This window comes from Acidovorax sp. (assembly GCF_027492855.1).
GTDB lineage: Bacteria > Pseudomonadota > Gammaproteobacteria > Burkholderiales > Burkholderiaceae_C > Acidovorax.
This window is the reverse complement of sequence record NZ_JAPUDY010000051.1, coordinates 110,325-127,245: the sequence shown is the minus strand read 5'-3', so window position 1 is coordinate 127,245 and position 16,921 is coordinate 110,325. Positions and strand designations below refer to the sequence as shown.

The 16,921-nt window shown below is 63.8% G+C and carries 15 protein-coding genes; all 15 read left to right on the top strand.

Features of this window, described 5'->3' with window-relative positions; all coding sequences use genetic code 11:
* The first annotated feature begins 5 nt into the window (after positions 1-5).
* Positions 6-860 (top strand): phosphatidate cytidylyltransferase, encoded by an 855-nt coding sequence (locus tag Q0105_RS10190; protein ID WP_298211372.1) that lies wholly within the window; start codon positions 6-8, stop codon positions 858-860.
* Positions 860-2,041, top strand: a complete 1,182-nt coding sequence (gene ispC / locus Q0105_RS10185; RefSeq protein WP_298211370.1) for a 1-deoxy-D-xylulose-5-phosphate reductoisomerase — start codon at positions 860-862, stop codon at positions 2,039-2,041. Before Q0105_RS10190 ends, ispC begins: the two co-directional genes overlap by 1 nt.
* A gap of 35 nt (positions 2,042-2,076) precedes the next feature.
* Positions 2,077-3,441 carry an RIP metalloprotease RseP gene (gene rseP / locus Q0105_RS10180; protein WP_298211368.1) on the top strand — a complete coding sequence of 455 codons (1,365 nt, stop codon included), beginning with the start codon at positions 2,077-2,079 and terminating at the stop codon, positions 3,439-3,441.
* A gap of 43 nt (positions 3,442-3,484) precedes the next feature.
* Positions 3,485-5,782 carry an outer membrane protein assembly factor BamA gene (gene bamA, locus Q0105_RS10175; RefSeq protein ID WP_298211366.1) on the top strand — a complete coding sequence of 766 codons (2,298 nt, stop codon included), beginning with the start codon at positions 3,485-3,487 and terminating at the stop codon, positions 5,780-5,782.
* A complete protein-coding gene (locus Q0105_RS10170; RefSeq protein ID WP_298211363.1) occupies positions 5,782-6,303 on the top strand; it encodes an OmpH family outer membrane protein in 522 nt (173 codons plus the stop codon). Before bamA ends, Q0105_RS10170 begins: the two co-directional genes overlap by 1 nt.
* Positions 6,304-6,333: 30 nt before the next feature.
* Positions 6,334-7,308 (top strand): UDP-3-O-(3-hydroxymyristoyl)glucosamine N-acyltransferase, encoded by a 975-nt coding sequence (gene lpxD / locus Q0105_RS10165; protein ID WP_298211606.1) that lies wholly within the window; start codon positions 6,334-6,336, stop codon positions 7,306-7,308.
* Between the two features lie 16 nt (positions 7,309-7,324).
* The gene (gene fabZ, locus Q0105_RS10160; RefSeq protein ID WP_063459515.1) at positions 7,325-7,765 is read left to right on the top strand and encodes a 3-hydroxyacyl-ACP dehydratase FabZ; all 441 of its coding nucleotides are present in this window, start codon (positions 7,325-7,327) and stop codon (positions 7,763-7,765) included.
* Positions 7,766-7,795: 30 nt separating this feature from the next.
* Positions 7,796-8,584, top strand: coding sequence for an acyl-ACP--UDP-N-acetylglucosamine O-acyltransferase (lpxA, locus tag Q0105_RS10155; protein WP_298211359.1), 789 nt, complete (start codon positions 7,796-7,798; stop codon positions 8,582-8,584).
* 9 nt (positions 8,585-8,593) lie between these two features.
* The gene (lpxB, locus tag Q0105_RS10150; RefSeq protein ID WP_298211357.1) at positions 8,594-9,757 is read left to right on the top strand and encodes a lipid-A-disaccharide synthase; all 1,164 of its coding nucleotides are present in this window, start codon (positions 8,594-8,596) and stop codon (positions 9,755-9,757) included.
* Entirely contained in the window at positions 9,723-10,349 is a 627-nt protein-coding gene (gene rnhB, locus Q0105_RS10145; RefSeq protein ID WP_298211355.1) for a ribonuclease HII, read from the top strand. The genes lpxB and rnhB overlap by 35 nt, the downstream gene beginning before the upstream one ends.
* A 21-nt stretch (positions 10,350-10,370) precedes the next feature.
* Entirely contained in the window at positions 10,371-11,144 is a 774-nt protein-coding gene (locus tag Q0105_RS10140) for an RNA methyltransferase (RefSeq protein WP_298211353.1), read from the top strand.
* Positions 11,145-11,339: 195 nt separating this feature from the next.
* Positions 11,340-12,503, top strand: a complete 1,164-nt coding sequence (gene carA / locus Q0105_RS10135; RefSeq protein WP_298211351.1) for a glutamine-hydrolyzing carbamoyl-phosphate synthase small subunit — start codon at positions 11,340-11,342, stop codon at positions 12,501-12,503.
* Positions 12,503-15,769 carry a carbamoyl-phosphate synthase large subunit gene (carB, locus tag Q0105_RS10130; RefSeq protein ID WP_298211349.1) on the top strand — a complete coding sequence of 1,089 codons (3,267 nt, stop codon included), beginning with the start codon at positions 12,503-12,505 and terminating at the stop codon, positions 15,767-15,769. Before carA ends, carB begins: the two co-directional genes overlap by 1 nt.
* A 175-nt stretch (positions 15,770-15,944) precedes the next feature.
* A complete protein-coding gene (greA, locus tag Q0105_RS10125) occupies positions 15,945-16,421 on the top strand; it encodes a transcription elongation factor GreA (protein ID WP_094287859.1) in 477 nt (158 codons plus the stop codon).
* Positions 16,422-16,438: 17 nt separating this feature from the next.
* The gene (locus Q0105_RS10120) at positions 16,439-16,888 is read left to right on the top strand and encodes a DUF4149 domain-containing protein (RefSeq protein WP_298211345.1); all 450 of its coding nucleotides are present in this window, start codon (positions 16,439-16,441) and stop codon (positions 16,886-16,888) included.
* Positions 16,889-16,921: the final 33 nt, after the last annotated feature.

Below are 16,921 nucleotides of genomic sequence, written 5' to 3'. Positions count from 1 at the left end.
GCCCCATGCTCAAACAGCGTGTCATCACAGCCCTGGTCCTGCTGGCTATTTTGCTGCCGGCGCTTTTTTACCCATCCACCGTGCCCTTCACCATCGTGGTGCTGGTGCTCATGGCCGCTGGCGCGTGGGAGTGGGGCCGCCTGAGCGGTTTTGGCCAGGCGGGTTCGGTCGCGGTGGGCGCGGCATGTGTCGCCCTGTGCGCGGGGTCTTGGGCCTTGGGTTGGGTGGATCGTCCGTTGACCGCACTTTGGGTCGTGGGCGGCGGGCTCTGGGTGCTGGCCACGGCCTGGCTGCTCAAGGCCGGTGTGCCGGGCTGGCCCCGCATTCCTGCGGCCGTGCGCCTGGTGGCAGGGGTGTTGGCCTTGTGGCTGGCGTGGCTGGCCGTGGTGCAGGCGCGCAACGTGGGCATCAATTTTCTGCTGTCGGTGCTGCTTCTGGTGTGGGTGGCCGACATCTTTGCCTATTTCGCGGGCCGCGCCTTTGGCCTGCGCTTCACCAAGGGCAAACTGGCGCCCTCCATCAGCCCCGGCAAGAGCTGGGAAGGTGTGTGGGGCGGCTTGGCGGGCGTGGTGGCCATGGCCTTCATCTGGGTGGCGGCCGATGCCCATTGGCAGGCGGCCGTGCCCAGCTTCTACAGCCGCATGGCGCAACAGGGCTGGTGGCTGCTGGTGATCGCGACACTGTTCATGGTGGCCATGAGCGTGTCGGGTGACCTGGTGGAGTCGCTCATCAAGCGCAGCGCGGGCGTCAAGGACAGCAGCGGCCTGCTGCCAGGGCACGGCGGCGTGCTCGACCGGGTGGATGCCTTGCTGCCGACATTGCCCTTGGCCATGATGCTCACGAGCCTGACGACCCCATGATGAAGAAACAACGACTCACCGTCCTCGGCTCCACCGGCTCCATTGGCACCAGCACGCTCGACGTGGTGGCCCGCCATCCGGACCGTTTCGAGGTGTTTGCCTTGAGTGCGGCCACGCAAGTGGATCTGATGCTTGCGCAGTGCGCGCAGTTCCGTCCCCGTTACGCCGTGATGGCCAGTGCGCCCCATGCGGCGCTTATGGCGGAAAAATTGAAGGCAAACAACCTTCCGACGCTTGTTCTTCAAGCGCAAGATGCTCTTGAATTGATAGCATCCCATGCAGAGGTGGATGCCGTCATGGCCGCCATCGTGGGGGCTGCTGGCCTGGCGCCTTGCCTGGCTGCCGCCCGCGCGGGCAAGCGGTTGCTGCTGGCCAACAAGGAGGCCCTGGTGGTGGGCGGCGGGCTGTTCATGCAGACGGTGCGGCAGGGCGGTGCCACGCTGCTGCCCATCGACAGCGAGCATTCCGCCATCTTCCAGTGCCTGCCCGAAGACGCCAGCACCTGGCCCGATCGGGTGGACAGCATTTTGCTCACTGCATCGGGCGGGCCGTTTCGCCAGCGCGATCCCGCGACCCTGGCCGAGATCACCCCGGCCCAAGCCTGCGCGCACCCCAATTTTTCGATGGGCCGCAAAATCTCGGTGGATTCGGCCACCATGATGAACAAGGCGCTCGAAGTGATCGAGGCACGCTGGTTGTTCGATCTGCACCCGGACCAGATCAAGGTGGTGATCCATCCGCAGCAGATCATCCATTCGATGGTGCAGTTCAAGGATGCGTCCATCCTTGCTCAGTTGGGTACGCCGGACATGCGCGTGCCCATCGCCTGTGGCCTGGCCTGGCCCGAGCGAATTGCCAGCGGTGCGAGCAAACTGGATTTTTCGACGCTGAGTGCGCTGGTGTTTGAAGACGCCGATGCCATCCGTTTCCCTGGGTTGCACCTGTCCTGGCAGGCGCTGAAGGCCACTGAAGGCACGACCGCCGTCCTGAATGCTGCCAATGAGGTGGCCGTGGGCGCGTTTTTGTCTGGCCGCCTGCGTTTTGACCATATTCATGCGGTCAACCTTGCAACTTTGGATGCGGTGTCGCCCTCCAATCCGGATTCGCTTGAGGCGCTGCTGGATCTGGACACCCAGGCCCGTCATGCCGCAGAGCATGCCGCAGGCCGACTGGCGGCCTGAGTATTTTTGCGCTCCACTCACGGAATCATCTGCCCATGCTGTTGACCCTCGTTGCCTTCATCGTGGCCCTCGGCCTTCTGATTGCGGTGCATGAGTACGGGCACTACCGAGTGGCCGTGGCATGTGGCGTGAAGGTGCTGCGGTTTTCGGTGGGCTTTGGCCATCCGCTGCTGCGCTGGCAGCCCAAGGGTTCGTCCACGGAATTCGTGCTGGGCGCCTTCCCGCTGGGGGGCTATGTGCGCATGCTGGACGAGCGCGAGGCGCCCGTGCCGCCCGAAGAGCGCCATCTGGCCTTCAATACCCAGCCTCTGCGTTCGCGGGCGGCCATCGTGGCGGCGGGGCCGGTGGCCAACCTGCTGCTGGCGGTGTTGTTGTACTCCATCGTCAACTGGAATGGGGTCGAAGAGCCCCGCGCGCTGCTGGCCAGCCCGGTGGCGGGCTCCGTGGCGCAGGCTGCGGGCCTGCGGGGCGGAGAACTGGTTGAACGCGCCGCGCTGGGCTCGGACGACATGGAGCCTGTCCGCTCGTTTGAGGATCTGCGCTGGCTGCTGACGCGTGGGGCGCTCGAAGGGCAGACTGTGCGCCTGGATGTGAAGCCGCAGGCGGGTGCTGCGCACCGTGAAATCCTGCTGGACATGTCCAAGATCGACAGCCGTGAGGCCGATGCGCAGTTGTTTCGCAAGATCGGGATTCTGGGCCCGTGGACGCGCCCGGTTCTGGGTGAGGTCATGCCCGATGGGGCAGCAGCCCGCGCAGGCTTGCGCCAGGGCGACGTGGTGCTCAAGATCGGCACCACCGACGTGGTGGACGGGCAGCAACTGCGTGAGTTGATCCGCCAGTCCATGCGGGGCAACGAACCCCTGGAGCAGGCATGGCGCATTGACCGCGCCGGGCAGTCGCTCACGCTGAACGTGTTGCCCGAGGCCAAGCCGGAGCCGGGCGCCACCGTGGGGCGTATTGGTGCCTACGTGGGTGCCGCACCGGAGTTCGTCACGGTCGAATACGGTGTGCTGGAGGGCGCCTGGGGTGGCCTGGTCAAGACCTGGGATGTGTCGATCCTGACGCTGCGCATGATGGGGCGCATGGTCATTGGCGAAGCATCCCTCAAGAATTTGAGCGGCCCTTTGACGATCGCCGACTACGCGGGGCGCTCGGCCAGCCTGGGCCTGACCCAGTACCTTGTTTTTCTCGCACTGATCTGCGTAAGTTTGGGCGTGCTCAACCTGCTGCCGCTGCCTGTCTTGGACGGTGGGCACCTGATGTATTATCTTTGGGAGGGTATCACGGGCAGGGGAGTGTCGGATGCGTGGATGGAGCGTCTGCAGCGTGGAGGCGTTGCGGTCCTGCTTCTCATGATGTCCATAGCCCTGTTCAACGATATCACCCGGCTCTTTGGCTAACCTTTTGCCGCGCTTGCATTGCAGGGCGGCTCCAGCTTCATTCATGAAAAAACACATCAATCGCCTGGGCGTGCGTACCGCATCGGCCGTTGCAGCCATGGTTTTTGCCGCCAATGCGGCATGGGCCCTGGAGCCTTTCAAGGTGCAGGACATCCGCGTCGAAGGCCTGCAACGTGTGGAGCCCGGCACCGTGTTTGCATCCATGCCCCTGCGCGTGGGTGATGACTACAACGACGAAAAAGGTGCTGCCGCCATCCGCGCCCTGTTCGGGCTTGGCCTGTTCAAGGACGTTCGCCTGGAGGCGAGTGGCAACGTGCTGGTGGTGGTGGTGGAAGAGCGCCCCACCATTGCCGACGTGGACTTCGCGGGTGCCCGTGAATTTGACAAGGACGTGCTCAAAAAGGCCATGCGCGATGTGGGCCTGGCGGATGGGCGCCCTTATGACAAGGCGCTGGCCGACCGGGCCGAGCAAGAGCTCAAGCGCCAGTACATCAACAAAAGCCTGTATGGCGCTGAAGTGGTGACCACGGTGACGCCGATCGAGCGCAACCGTGTGAACCTGACCTTCACCGTGGTGGAGGGCGAACCCGCACGCATCAAGGAAGTGCGCATCGTGGGAAACAAGGCTTTCAGCGAATCCGCGCTCAAGGGCTTGTTCGACCAGGACACGGGCGGCTGGCTCAGCTGGTACACCAAGTCCGACCGCTACTCGCGCGCCAAGCTCAATGCCGACCTGGAAACGCTGCGCTCGTACTACCTGCAACGCGGCTATCTGGAGTTCCGTGTGGACTCCACGCAGGTAGCGATTTCGCCGGACAAGCAGGACATCTCCATCATCGTCAACGTCACCGAAGGCGAGCGTTTTGTGGTGTCGGGCGTCAAGCTGGAGGGCAACTACCTGGACCGCGAAGACGAGTTCAAGTCGCTCGTGACCATCCGCCCCGGCGAGCCCTACAACGCCGACCAGGTGACGGAAACCACCAAGGCGTTCTCTGAGTACTTTGCCCGTTTCGGCTTTGCGTTCGCGCGGGTCGAGGCCGTGCCGGAAATCGATCGCGAAAATAACCGCGTCAACTTCGTGGTGCAGGCCGAGCCCGCGCGCCGCGCCTATGTGCGCCGCATCAACGTGAGCGGCAACAACCGCACACGCGATGAAGTGATTCGCCGTGAATTCCGCCAGTACGAAGCGTCCTGGTACGACGGCGACAGGATTCGCCTGTCGCGCGACCGCGTGGACCGCCTGGGCTTTTTCACCGAGGTCAATGTCGAGACGCAGGAAGTGCCTGGCTCTCCCGATCAGGTGGACCTGGTGATCAATGTGGCCGAAAAACCCACGGGCTCGCTGCAGATGGGTGTGGGCTTCTCCAGCGCGGAAAAGGCATCGCTCTCGTTCGGTATCAAGCAGGAGAACATCTTCGGTTCCGGCAACTACCTCGGCATCGACGTCAACACCAGCAAATACCGCCGCACGCTGGTGTTCAGCACCACCAATCCGTATTTCACGGCCGACGGGATTTCGCGCACGCTGGACGTGTACTACCGCACCGACAAGCCGTATGAAGACCAGGGCGGTAACTACCAGCTGGTCACCACAGGTGCTTCGGCGCGGTTCGGGATTCCGTTCAGCGAAACCGACACCGTGTTTTTCGGTGGTGGCCTGGAGCAGACCAAGATCAGGCCCGGAACGAATATTCCAGCCACCTATTTGCACTATGCCGACAAGTTCGGCTACAGCAGCACCTCCATTCCCCTCACGGTGGGTTGGTCGCGCGACGACCGGGACAGCGCCCTGGCCCCCAACTCGGGCCGCTACCAGCGTCTGAATTCCGAATGGTCGGTGGCGGGGGATGCACGCTATGTGCGAGGCAACTACCAGTACCAACAATACGTGCCGCTCAACAAGCGTTTTACCGTCGCCTTCAACGGCGAGTTGGGCTATGGCAAGGGCATGAACGGCCGTCCGTTCCCGGTGTTCAAGAACTTCTATTCGGGGGGCTTGGGCTCGGTGCGTGGCTTCGAGCAGGGCACGCTGGGGCCGCGTGACGTGACGGGCGCTTCGTTGGGCGGCCCGAAGAAGGTCACCTTGAATGCTGAACTGATTGCACCCTTCCCAGGCGCAGGGAACGACCGCACTCTGCGCGTCTTTACTTTCGTCGATGTGGGCAATGTGTACGGAGAGAACGATAAAGTCACCTTCAGTGACATGCGTGCCTCCGTGGGCCTGGGTTTGAGCTGGATTTCGCCACTCGGCCCGCTGCGTTTGGCATTTGCGCAGCCGGTGCGCAAGTTTGCCGGCGATAAAATCCAGAAACTGCAATTCCAAATCGGAACGTCTTTCTAATGAAATCCTTTTCTCGCCATCTCTCTTTGGCCCTGCTGCTTGGCACCATCGCCGTCGCGGCCCCTGCTCAAGCACAAGAGTTCAAAGCCGGTTTCGTCAACACCGATCGCATCTTCCGCGAGGCCAGCACCGCCAAGGCCGCGCAGGCGAAGCTGGAGCAGGAATTCTCCCGCCGTGAGAAGGAACTGGTCGATCTGGGCAACACGCTGAAAACGGCCACGGAAAAATTCGAACGCGAAGCCCCCACCATGGCCGAGAGCCAGCGCACCACGCGCCAGCGCCAGTTGGTGGACCAGGACCGTGACTTCCAGCGCAAGCGCCGCGAGTTCCAGGAAGACCTCAGCGCCCGCAAGAACGAAGAACTCTCCCAAGTTCTGGAGCGCGCCAACAAGGTGGTCAAGCAAGTGGCCGAGGCTGAAAAATATGACGTGATCCTGCAAGAGGCCGTCTATATCAACCCCAAGCATGACATCACCGACAAGGTGATCAAGGCGCTGAATGCCTCTGCTGGCGCCAAATAAGCTTGTGCGGACAGGTGGCGTGTGAGCGGCTTGCTACTCGGGCACATTGTTGATGCGCTCGGCGGCTCGTTGGAGGGGGGGGCGCGTGACACCGCCATTGCCCGCATCGCGCCACTGGAGGTTGCTGGCCCAGGGGACCTCAGTTTCCTGAGCAATCCCCGCTACCAGCAGCAACTGGCCGCCTCCCGGGCGGCCTGTGTCATTGTGGCGCCAGCCATGCGTGACGTGGCGCTGGCGCGGGGCGCGTGTATCGTGGCGGACAACCCGTATGTGTACTTTGCGCGGGCCACCCAGTTGTGGCGGCAGCGCAATGCGCCCGCGCGGCCCGTGGGCATTCACCCCAGTGCGGTGGTGGACCCGGCGGCGCAGGTGCACCCTACGGCCACCATCGGCCCATTGTGTGTGGTCGAGCGTGGCGCGCAGATTGGCGCAGGCACTGTACTCAAGTCGCGCGTGACGGTGGGCGAGGACTGCCGCATCGGCGCGCGCTGTATTGTCCATGCGGGCGTGGTGATTGGGGCCGACGGCTTTGGCTTTGCGCCTGAGAAGGGGCAGTGGGTCAAGATCGAGCAGCTGGGAGCCGTGCGCATTGGCGACGATGTAGAGATCGGAGCCAACACCTGCATCGACCGTGGCGCGCTGCAGGACACCGTGATCGAAGACGGCGTGAAGCTCGACAACCTGATCCAGATCGGCCACAACGTGCACATCGGCAAACACGCAGCCATGGCCGGGTGTGTGGGCGTGGCGGGCAGCGCCACCATTGGTGCGCACTGCACCGTGGGGGGCGGTGCGATCGTGCTGGGGCACCTGGAGCTGGCCGACAACGTGCATATTTCTGCGGCCACGGTCGTTACCCGCTCGCTGACCCAGCCTGGCCAGTACACAGGCATGTTTCCCATCGACGACAATGCGCGCTGGGAAAAGAACGCTGCAACACTCAAACAACTGCACAGCTTGCGAGAGCGCATCAAGGCGCTGGAGCAGGCCCTCAAAGCAGCATGAACGGAAGAACAACTCGATGATGGATATTCACGCAATTCTCAAGCAACTGCCCCACCGCTATCCCTTCCTGCTGGTGGACAAGGTGATCGAGTTGGAGAGCAACACCCGCATCAAGGCGATCAAGAACGTCACCTTCAACGAACCCTACTTCGGCGGGCATTTCCCTGGGCGCCCCGTGATGCCCGGCGTGCTGATCCTTGAAGCCCTGGCCCAAGCGGCCGGGCTGCTGGCTTTTGATGCCATGGGCAAGGTGCCCGATGAAAACAACATCTACTACTTTGTCGGTATCGACGGCGCCCGTTTCAAGCGCCCCGTGGAGCCGGGCGACCAACTGATTCTGACCATCACCATCGATCGCGTGCGCGGCGGCATCTGGAAGTTCAAGGGTGTGGCCAGCGTGGGCGAAGAAGTGGCCTGCGAGGCTGAACTCATGTGCACCATGCGCAGCGTGGGCTGACAGACCAACCCTGTTCAAACCTGTTGGACCGTGAGCAACATTCATCCCACTGCCATCGTCGAGGCGGGCGCCTGCATTGATCCATCAGCGACGGTAGGGCCTTATGCCGTGATCGGCCCGCATGTGTCGATCGGCGCAGGCACCACGGTGGGTGCGCACTGCGTGATCGAGGGGCGCACCACCATCGGCGTGGACAATCGCATCTTTCAGTTCGCGTCTTTGGGCGCGGTGCCGCAAGACAAAAAATACGCGGGCGAGCCGACCGAGCTCATCATCGGCGACCGCAACGTGATCCGCGAGTTCTGCACCTTCAACCTCGGCGTGCCGGGGGCGGGTGGCGTTACCCGCGTGGGCAGCGACAACTGGATCATGGCGTACACGCACATCGCGCACGACTGCCGCGTTGACAACCACACCACGCTGTCCAACAACACCACGTTGGCGGGCCATGTCCACCTTGCCGACTGGGTCACGATTGGTGGGCTCACAGGCATCCACCAGTTCGTATCGATCGGTGCCCATGCCATGGTCGGTTTTGCCAGTGCCGTATCGCAGGACGTACCGCCCTTCATGCTGGTCGACGGCAATCCGCTGTCGGTGCGCGGCCTGAACATCGTCGGCTTGCGCCGCCGGGGTTTCTCGGCAGAGCGCATAGCGGGCATCAAGCAGATGCACCGCGTGCTGTACCGCCAAGGGTTGACGCTGGAAGCCGCACGCGCTGCCATGGCTGAATTGCCCGCAGCCCACCCGGAAGCCGCCGCTGACATTGCTTTGGCGCTGGCCTTCCTGGATGCCTCCACGCGCGGCATTGCGCGCTGAGGGGGCGCCATGAATACATCCCCCCGCGTCGCCATGGTGGCGGGCGAGACTTCGGGCGATTTGCTCGCCGGCCTGCTGATCGACGGCATGCAGGCCCATTGGCCGGGCCTGCAATCCTCAGGGATCGGTGGCCCGCAGATGGCGCGCCGAGGCTTTGCCGCCTGGTGGCCCAGCGACAAGCTGGCGGTGCATGGCTACAGCATGGAGGTGCTGCGCCGCTTGCGCGAGCTGCTGGGCATTCGCAAGCAACTGCGCGAGCGCTTGCTCCAAGACCGCCCTGACGTTTTCATCGGCGTGGATGCGCCCGACTTCAACCTGGGGCTGGAGGCCGATTTGCGGGCGGCGGGCATCAAGACGGTGCACTTCGTATGCCCGTCCATCTGGGCCTGGCGCGCAGACCGGGTTGAGAAAATCCGCCGCAGCGCAGACCATGTGCTGTGCATTTTCCCGTTCGAGCCCGAGTTGCTGGCGCAGCACGGCATAGCGGCCACCTACGTGGGCCATCCCCTGGCGGGGGTGATTCCGATGGTGCCCGACCGCTCCGTGGCCCGGGCCCAGCTTGGGCTGCAGGATTCGGACGAGGTGCTGGCCATCCTGCCGGGCAGCCGGTCATCCGAAATCGAATACATCGCTCGACCCTTTTTTGAGGCTGCTGCGCTTATTCGACAAGCGCGACCAGCTATTAAATTGATAGTGCCTGCCGTGCCAGCCTTGCGGGACCGCATCGTGCAGGCGGCGCAGGCCTCTGGCTTGGGAGAAGCGGTGCAGATCATTGACGGGCAGTCGCATACCGTGCTGGCTGCCTGCGATGCCACGTTGATCGCCAGCGGCACCGCCACGCTCGAAGCCGCGCTGTTCAAGCGCCCCATGGTGATCGGCTACCACATGCATCCCTTGAGCTGGTGGCTCATGCGCCGCAAGCAATTGCAGCCCTGGGTGGGGCTGCCCAACATCTTGTGCCGCGAGTTCGTGGTGCCCGAATTGATCCAGAACGCCGCCACGCCGCAGGCGCTGTGCGCGGCCACCTTGGAGTGGCTGGACGCCAGGCGCAACCATCCTGAAAAAATCACGGCCCTGGAGCAACGCTTTACGGCGCTGCACCAAAGCCTGCTGCGCAATACCCCTCAACTGGCTGCCGATGCGATCCAGAAAATCCTCTCCGCTGCCGCCTGAGCAGGCCTGCCTGCCATGGCACCCGCCCGGCCTGGTCGCCGGTGTGGATGAGGCTGGCCGGGGCCCCCTGGCGGGGCCGGTGGTGGCCGCCGCCGTCATCCTGAATGACCTGCACCCGATTGCGGGCCTTGCCGACTCCAAGAAGCTCACCCCGGCGCGCCGCGAAAAGCTGTACGACGAGATCCGCGCCAAGGCGCTGTGCTGCAGCATTGCCGAGGCCAGCGTGGAAGAAATCGACCGCCTCAACATCCTGCAGGCCACCCTGCTGGCCATGCGCCGCGCCGTGCTGGGCCTGCGGCTCAAGCCCGTCATGGTGCTGGTGGATGGCAACCGGCTGCCGTTGCTGGACGTACCGGCCGAGGCCATCGTCAAGGGCGATGCGCTGGTGCCCGCTATTTCGGCGGCTTCCATCCTGGCCAAGGTGCACCGCGACCGCTGGTGCGAGCAGGTGCACGACGAGTTTCCGCAGTACGGCTTTGCGGGGCACAAGGGCTACGGCACGGCCGTGCACATGGCGGCCCTGCGCGAGCATGGCGCCTGCATCCATCACCGGCGCTCGTTTGCCCCTGTGGCCCAGAACCTGCGTGCCTGACAGCCTGCCGCGAGACTTTTCATGACCTCTTCGTCCGTCATCGCCATCCACTCCCGCGACAACGCCTTCGTCAAGGATTTGCGGCGCTTGGCCCAGGACACCACGGCCTACCGCAAGCAGGGCCGTGTGTGGCTGGAGGGCGACCACCTGTGCCGCGCCGCGCTGGCCCGGGGGCTGCGGGCGACGGTGGCCGTATTTTCAGAGTCTTTTTGGCCCCTGGCGCAAGTGGAATATGCGCAAGCAGCTATCAAAACAATAGTGCTTGCCGATGCACTGTTTGCCGACATCAGCGGGCTGGAATCCCCGGCGCGCATGGGTTTCATCCTCGACCTGCCTGCGCCTGCCGCCTTGCAGCCTGACGCGGCAACCGTGGTGCTCGACCGGGTGCAGGATGCGGGCAACGTGGGCTCCATCCTGCGCAGCGCCTCGGCGTTCGGGTTTCGGCAGGTGGTGGCCGTCAAGGGCAGCGCCGCGCTGTGGTCACCCAAGGTCCTGCGGGCTGGTATGGGGGCGCATTTCGCGCTGGATCTGATCGAGGGCGTGGGGCTTTCTGATGTTGAGTCGCTGCAAGTGCCCCTTTTGGTGACCAGCTCGCACGCGGGCGACTACCTGCACCGCGCCGCCTTGCCCTGGCCTTGCGCCTGGGTTTTGGGGCATGAAGGGCAGGGCGTATCGCCCGCCTTGGAGGCCCAGGCGGCCTTGCGCATCCGCGTCGCCCAGCCGGGTGGGGAGGAGTCGCTGAACGTGGCAGCGGCTGCGGCGATCTGTTTGCACACGAGCGGCGCGGCCCGTTGAGCCCGCTCTGAACACAATGGCCCGCAATGCCGGCGGGGTGAAGGGCGAGGGTATAATCGGGAGCTTTTCTCGCAACAGCGTCGCCCGACCGCACCCAAAGCAACAACCCATCTGAGAGCAGCCACTGGCACGACCGCACTTTTGTGTGCGAGTGGCCTGCAGGCGCCGGGCGACCGTAACCATCCGGAGAACCCAGTGCTTTTGTCTCTCAAGGGAAACTTCCCGCCCGCCATCCTGGCGCTCGCAGACGGCACGGTCTTTATCGGCAATTCGATTGGTGCCACCGGCACCACGGTCGGCGAAGTGGTGTTCAACACCGCCATCACCGGCTACCAGGAAATCCTCACCGACCCCAGCTACTGCCAGCAGATCGTGACGCTCACGTATCCGCACATTGGCAACTACGGGGTGAACACCGAGGACATCGAAGCCGACAAGGTCCATGCCGCAGGCCTGATCATCAAAGACCTGCCCCTTCTGGCCAGCAACTTCCGATCCACGGAAACGCTTTCGCAGTACCTTGTGCGCGAAAAGACCGTGGCCATCGCCAACATCGACACCCGCAAGCTGACCCGCCTGTTGCGCGACAAGGGGGCCCAGAACGGCGCCATCCTGGGGCTGGCGGCCGGTGAGGCCGTGACGCCAGCGCGCATCGATGAAGCCCTGGCTGCCGCCAAGGCCGCGCCCAGCATGAAGGGCCTGGACCTCGCTCAGGTCGTCACCACGCCCGCCGCCTATGCCTGGGACCAGACCGAATGGAAGCTCGGCGAAGGCTACGGCAAGCTGGCCGCGCCGCGTTTCCATGTGGTGGCCTATGACTACGGCGTGAAGAAGAACATCCTGCGCATGCTGGCCGAGCGCGGCTGCAAGCTCACCGTGGTGCCCGCCAAGACACCAGCGGCCGACGTGTTGGCGATGAAGCCTGATGGTGTGTTCCTCTCCAATGGCCCTGGCGACCCAGAGCCCTGCGACTACGCCATCGAAGCGACGCGCCAGATCATCGACGCGGGCGTGCCCACCTTCGGCATCTGCCTGGGCCACCAAATCATGGCCCTGGCCAGCGGTGCCAAGACCTTCAAGATGGACAACAGCCACCACGGCGCCAACCACCCCGTGAAGGACCTGGACAACGGCCGTGTGAGCATCACCAGCCAGAACCACGGCTTTGCCGTGGACATGGCCACGCTGCCTGCCACGCTGCGCGCCACGCACATCAGCCTGTTCGACGGCACGCTGCAGGGCCTCACGCGCACCGACAAGCCCGCGTTCTGCTTCCAGGGCCACCCCGAGGCGTCGCCCGGCCCGCACGACATCGCCTACCTGTTTGACCGCTTCACCGCGCTGATGGAGAAAAAATAATGCCAAAGCGCACAGACCTCAAATCGATCCTCATCATCGGCGCTGGCCCGATCATCATCGGCCAGGCCTGCGAGTTCGACTACTCCGGCGTGCAAGCCTGCAAGGCCCTGCGCGAGGAGGGCTACAAGGTCATTCTGATCAACAGCAACCCTGCGACGATCATGACCGACCCGGCCACCGCCGACGTCACCTACATCGAGCCCATCACCTGGCAGACGGTCGAGAAGATCATCGCCAAGGAGCGCCCCGACGCCATCCTGCCCACCATGGGCGGCCAGACCGCGCTGAACTGCGCGCTGGATCTGTGGCACCACGGCGTGCTCGAAAAGTACAAGGTCGAGCTGATCGGCGCCACACCCGAGGCCATCGACAAGGCCGAAGACCGCCTGAAGTTCAAGGACGCCATGACCAAGATCGGTCTGGGCTCCGCGCGCTCCGGCATTGCCCACAGCATGGACGAGGCCTGGGCCGTGCAAAAGAGCGTGGGCTTCCCCACCGTGATCCGCCCCAGCTTCACGCTGGGCGGCACGGGCGGTGGTATCGCCTACAACCCCGAAGAGTTCGAGACCATCTGCAAGCGCGGCCTCGAAGCCTCGCCCACCAACGAGCTGCTGATCGAAGAATCGCTGCTGGGCTGGAAAGAGTACGAGATGGAAGTGGTCCGCGACAAGGCGGACAACTGCATCATCATCTGCTCCATCGAAAACCTCGACCCCATGGGCGTGCACACGGGTGACTCGATCACCGTGGCCCCCGCGCAGACGCTGACGGACAAGGAATACCAGGTCCTGCGCAATGCGTCCCTGGCCGTGCTGCGCGAAATCGGCGTGGACACGGGTGGCTCCAACGTGCAGTTCTCGATCAACCCAAAGGACGGCCGTATGGTCGTGATCGAGATGAACCCGCGCGTGTCGCGTTCGTCAGCGCTGGCCTCCAAGGCCACGGGCTTCCCCATCGCCAAGGTCGCGGCCAAGCTGGCCGTGGGCTACACGCTCGATGAGCTCAAGAACGAAATCACGGGCGGCGCCACGCCCGCATCGTTCGAGCCCTCGATTGACTACGTGGTCACCAAGATCCCGCGTTTCGCGTTCGAAAAATTCCCCACGGCCGACAGCCGCCTCACCACGCAGATGAAGTCGGTGGGCGAAGTCATGGCCATGGGCCGCACCTTCCAGGAATCCTTCCAGAAAGCCCTGCGCGGCCTGGAAGTGGGCGTGGACGGCATGAACGAGAAAACCCAGGACCGCGAAGTGCTTGAAAAGGAGCTGGGCGAGCCTGGCCCCGAGCGCATCTGGTACGTGGGCGATGCCTTCGCCATGGGCCTGTCGGTCGATGAAGTGTTCGACCTCACCAAGATCGACAAGTGGTTCCTGGTGCAAATCGAGCAGATCGTGAAGATCGAGCTGGACATCGACAAACTGGTGGCCGAAAAGGGCGAGGGCGCCCTGGCGGCGCTGGATGCTGGCACACTGCTCACGCTCAAGCAAAAGGGCTTCTCCGACCGCCGCCTGGCCAAGCTGCTCAAGACCACCGAGAAGGCCGTGCGCGAAGCACGCCGCGCGCTCAAGGTGCGCCCTGTGTACAAGCGCGTGGACACCTGTGCCGCCGAGTTCGCCACCAACACGGCTTACCTGTATTCCACCTACGAAGTCGCCACGCACGGCGGCGTTGCGGAGTGCGAGGCAGAGCCCACGAACAACAAGAAGATCATGGTGCTCGGCGGTGGCCCCAACCGCATCGGCCAGGGCATCGAGTTCGACTACTGCTGCGTGCACGCGGCGCTGGCGATGCGCGAGGATGGCTACGAGACCATCATGGTCAACTGCAACCCCGAGACCGTCTCCACCGACTACGACACCTCCGACCGCCTGTACTTCGAGCCCGTGACGCTGGAAGACGTGCTGGAGATCGTGGACAAGGAAAAGCCGGTCGGCGTGATCGTCCAGTACGGCGGCCAAACGCCCTTGAAGCTGGCCCTGGGCCTGGAAGCCGAAGGCGTGCCGATCATTGGCACCTCCCCCGACATGATCGATGCCGCCGAAGACCGCGAGCGTTTCCAGAAACTGCTGGGTGACCTCAACCTGCGCCAGCCGCCCAACGCCACGGCGCGCACCGAGCCCGAAGCCCTGGAAAAGGCCGCTGCCCTGGGCTACCCCCTGGTGGTGCGCCCCAGCTATGTGCTGGGTGGCCGCGCAATGGAAATCGTGCACGAGCAGCGCGACCTGGAGCGCTACATGCGCGAAGCCGTCAAGGTGAGCAACGACTCGCCCGTGCTGCTGGATCGCTTCCTGAGCAATGCCATCGAGTGCGACGTGGACTGCGTGCGTGACTCGGCAGGCGTCACCTTCATCGGCGGCGTGATGGAGCACATCGAGCAGGCAGGCGTGCACAGCGGCGACTCCGCCTGTTCGCTGCCCCCGTACTACCTGTCGCAGCCCACCATCGACGAGATCAAGCGCCAGACCGCCGCGATGGCCGAAGGCCTGAACGTGGTGGGCCTGATGAACGTGCAGTTCGCCATCCAGGAGATGGATGGCAAGGACGTGATCTACGTGCTCGAAGTGAACCCGCGCGCCTCGCGCACGGTGCCCTTCGTGAGCAAGGCCACCGGCATCCAATTGGCCAAGGTGGCAGCCCGCTGCATGGCGGGCCAGACCCTGGCCTCGCAAGGCATCACCAAAGAAGTCACGCCGCCGTACTTCAGTGTGAAGGAAGCCGTGTTCCCGTTCGTGAAGTTCCCTGGTGTGGACACCATCCTCGGCCCCGAGATGAAATCCACCGGCGAAGTCATGGGCGTGGGCAAGACTTTTGGCGAAGCCTTCGTGAAGAGCCAGCTCGGCGCGGGCACCAAACTGCCGACCGCCGGTAAGGTCTTCCTCACCGTGAAGAACGGCGACAAGCCGCGCGCGGTGGACATTGCCCGCCAACTGGTGGCGCTGGGCTTCGAGCTGGTGGCCACCAAGGGCACTGCTGCGGCCATCGAGGCAGCGGGCGTGCCCGTGCAGGTGGTCAACAAGGTCACCGAAGGCCGCCCGCACATCGTGGACATGATCAAGAACGACGAGATCGTGATGGTCATCAACACGGTGGAAGAGCGCCGCAACGCGATCGCCGATTCGCGGGCGATCCGCACCTCGTCGCTGCTGGCCCGTGTGACCACCTTCACCACCATCTTCGGCGCCGAAGCTGCAGTGGAGGGCATGAAGCACCTCGACAACCTTGATGTGTATTCAGTGCAGGAGCTGCATGCCCAACTGGCGGCTTGAATCCCCGCTAAAAGCGGCATAATTCACTCTTGAACAACACCGCCGCGCGGCAACGTGCGGCGGTTTCCTTTTATTGGGTCGCCAATCGCATGGCATTGTTTGCATGCGGGCTGACCGACCGGTGCTGCCCCCTCAGGGCGGGCACCGGCCTTGTTGACCTATGGAGACTGAAAACATGGCCACCATCCCAATTACCAAGCGCGGCGCAGAAAAGCTCAAGGAGGAGCTGCATCGCCTCAAGACCGTGGAACGGCCTGCGGTGATCACTGCCATTGCCGAGGCCCGCGCGCAGGGCGACCTCAGCGAAAACGCCGACTACGACGCGGCCAAGGACCGCCAGGGCTTTATCGAAGGCCGTATCCAGGAGATCGAGGGCAAGCTCTCAGTGGCGCAAGTCATTGACCCCAGTGGTGTGGATGGCGGCGGCAAAGTGGTCTTTGGTGCCACGGTCGAACTGGAGGACGAGGATTCCGGCGATACCGTGAAATACCAGATCGTGGGTGAAGACGAAGCGGACTTGAAACAAGGCCTGATCAACATCTCCAGCCCCATTGCGCGGGCGCTGATCGGCAAGGAAGAGGGCGACACAGCCGAAGTACAGGCGCCCGGTGGCATCCGCCGTTACGAAGTGGTGGCCGTCAGCTACCTGTGAGCGCCACCGTGCAAGGCATGCGTCACCGTCTTCCCGCTCTGGTCGCCGCCCTCTGGTGGGTCAGCTTGACCACGATCGGCTTTCTGGTGGTGCCTCTGCTGTTTGCCAACCTGCCGTCTCCCACGATCGCAGGCAACATGGCCGCCAAGTTGTTTGCCGCCCAAACCTGGGTGGCCGTGGCCTGTTGCCTGGTGCTGCTTTTGATATCCAGGCCAAAACATGCCGTAGCGCAGTATCCATGGGCGCAGGCTGCTATGGTTTTTATACTGGGTGGCATGTTGTTGGCGCTGCTCAACCAGTTTGGCGTGGCGCCCCGCATCGTGGCCCGGCAAGACCTGCGCCTGTGGCATAGCGTGGGGACAGTGATGTATGCACTGCAATGGTGCTGCGCTTTGGCCGTGTTCTGGCAGACCCTGCGCCACGACGCGGCTTCCATCCCTGTAGAGAGCTCCTCGGGCAGCGCCTGACGGGGCAGGGGGCCAGGCGGGCTGCCGATTGCT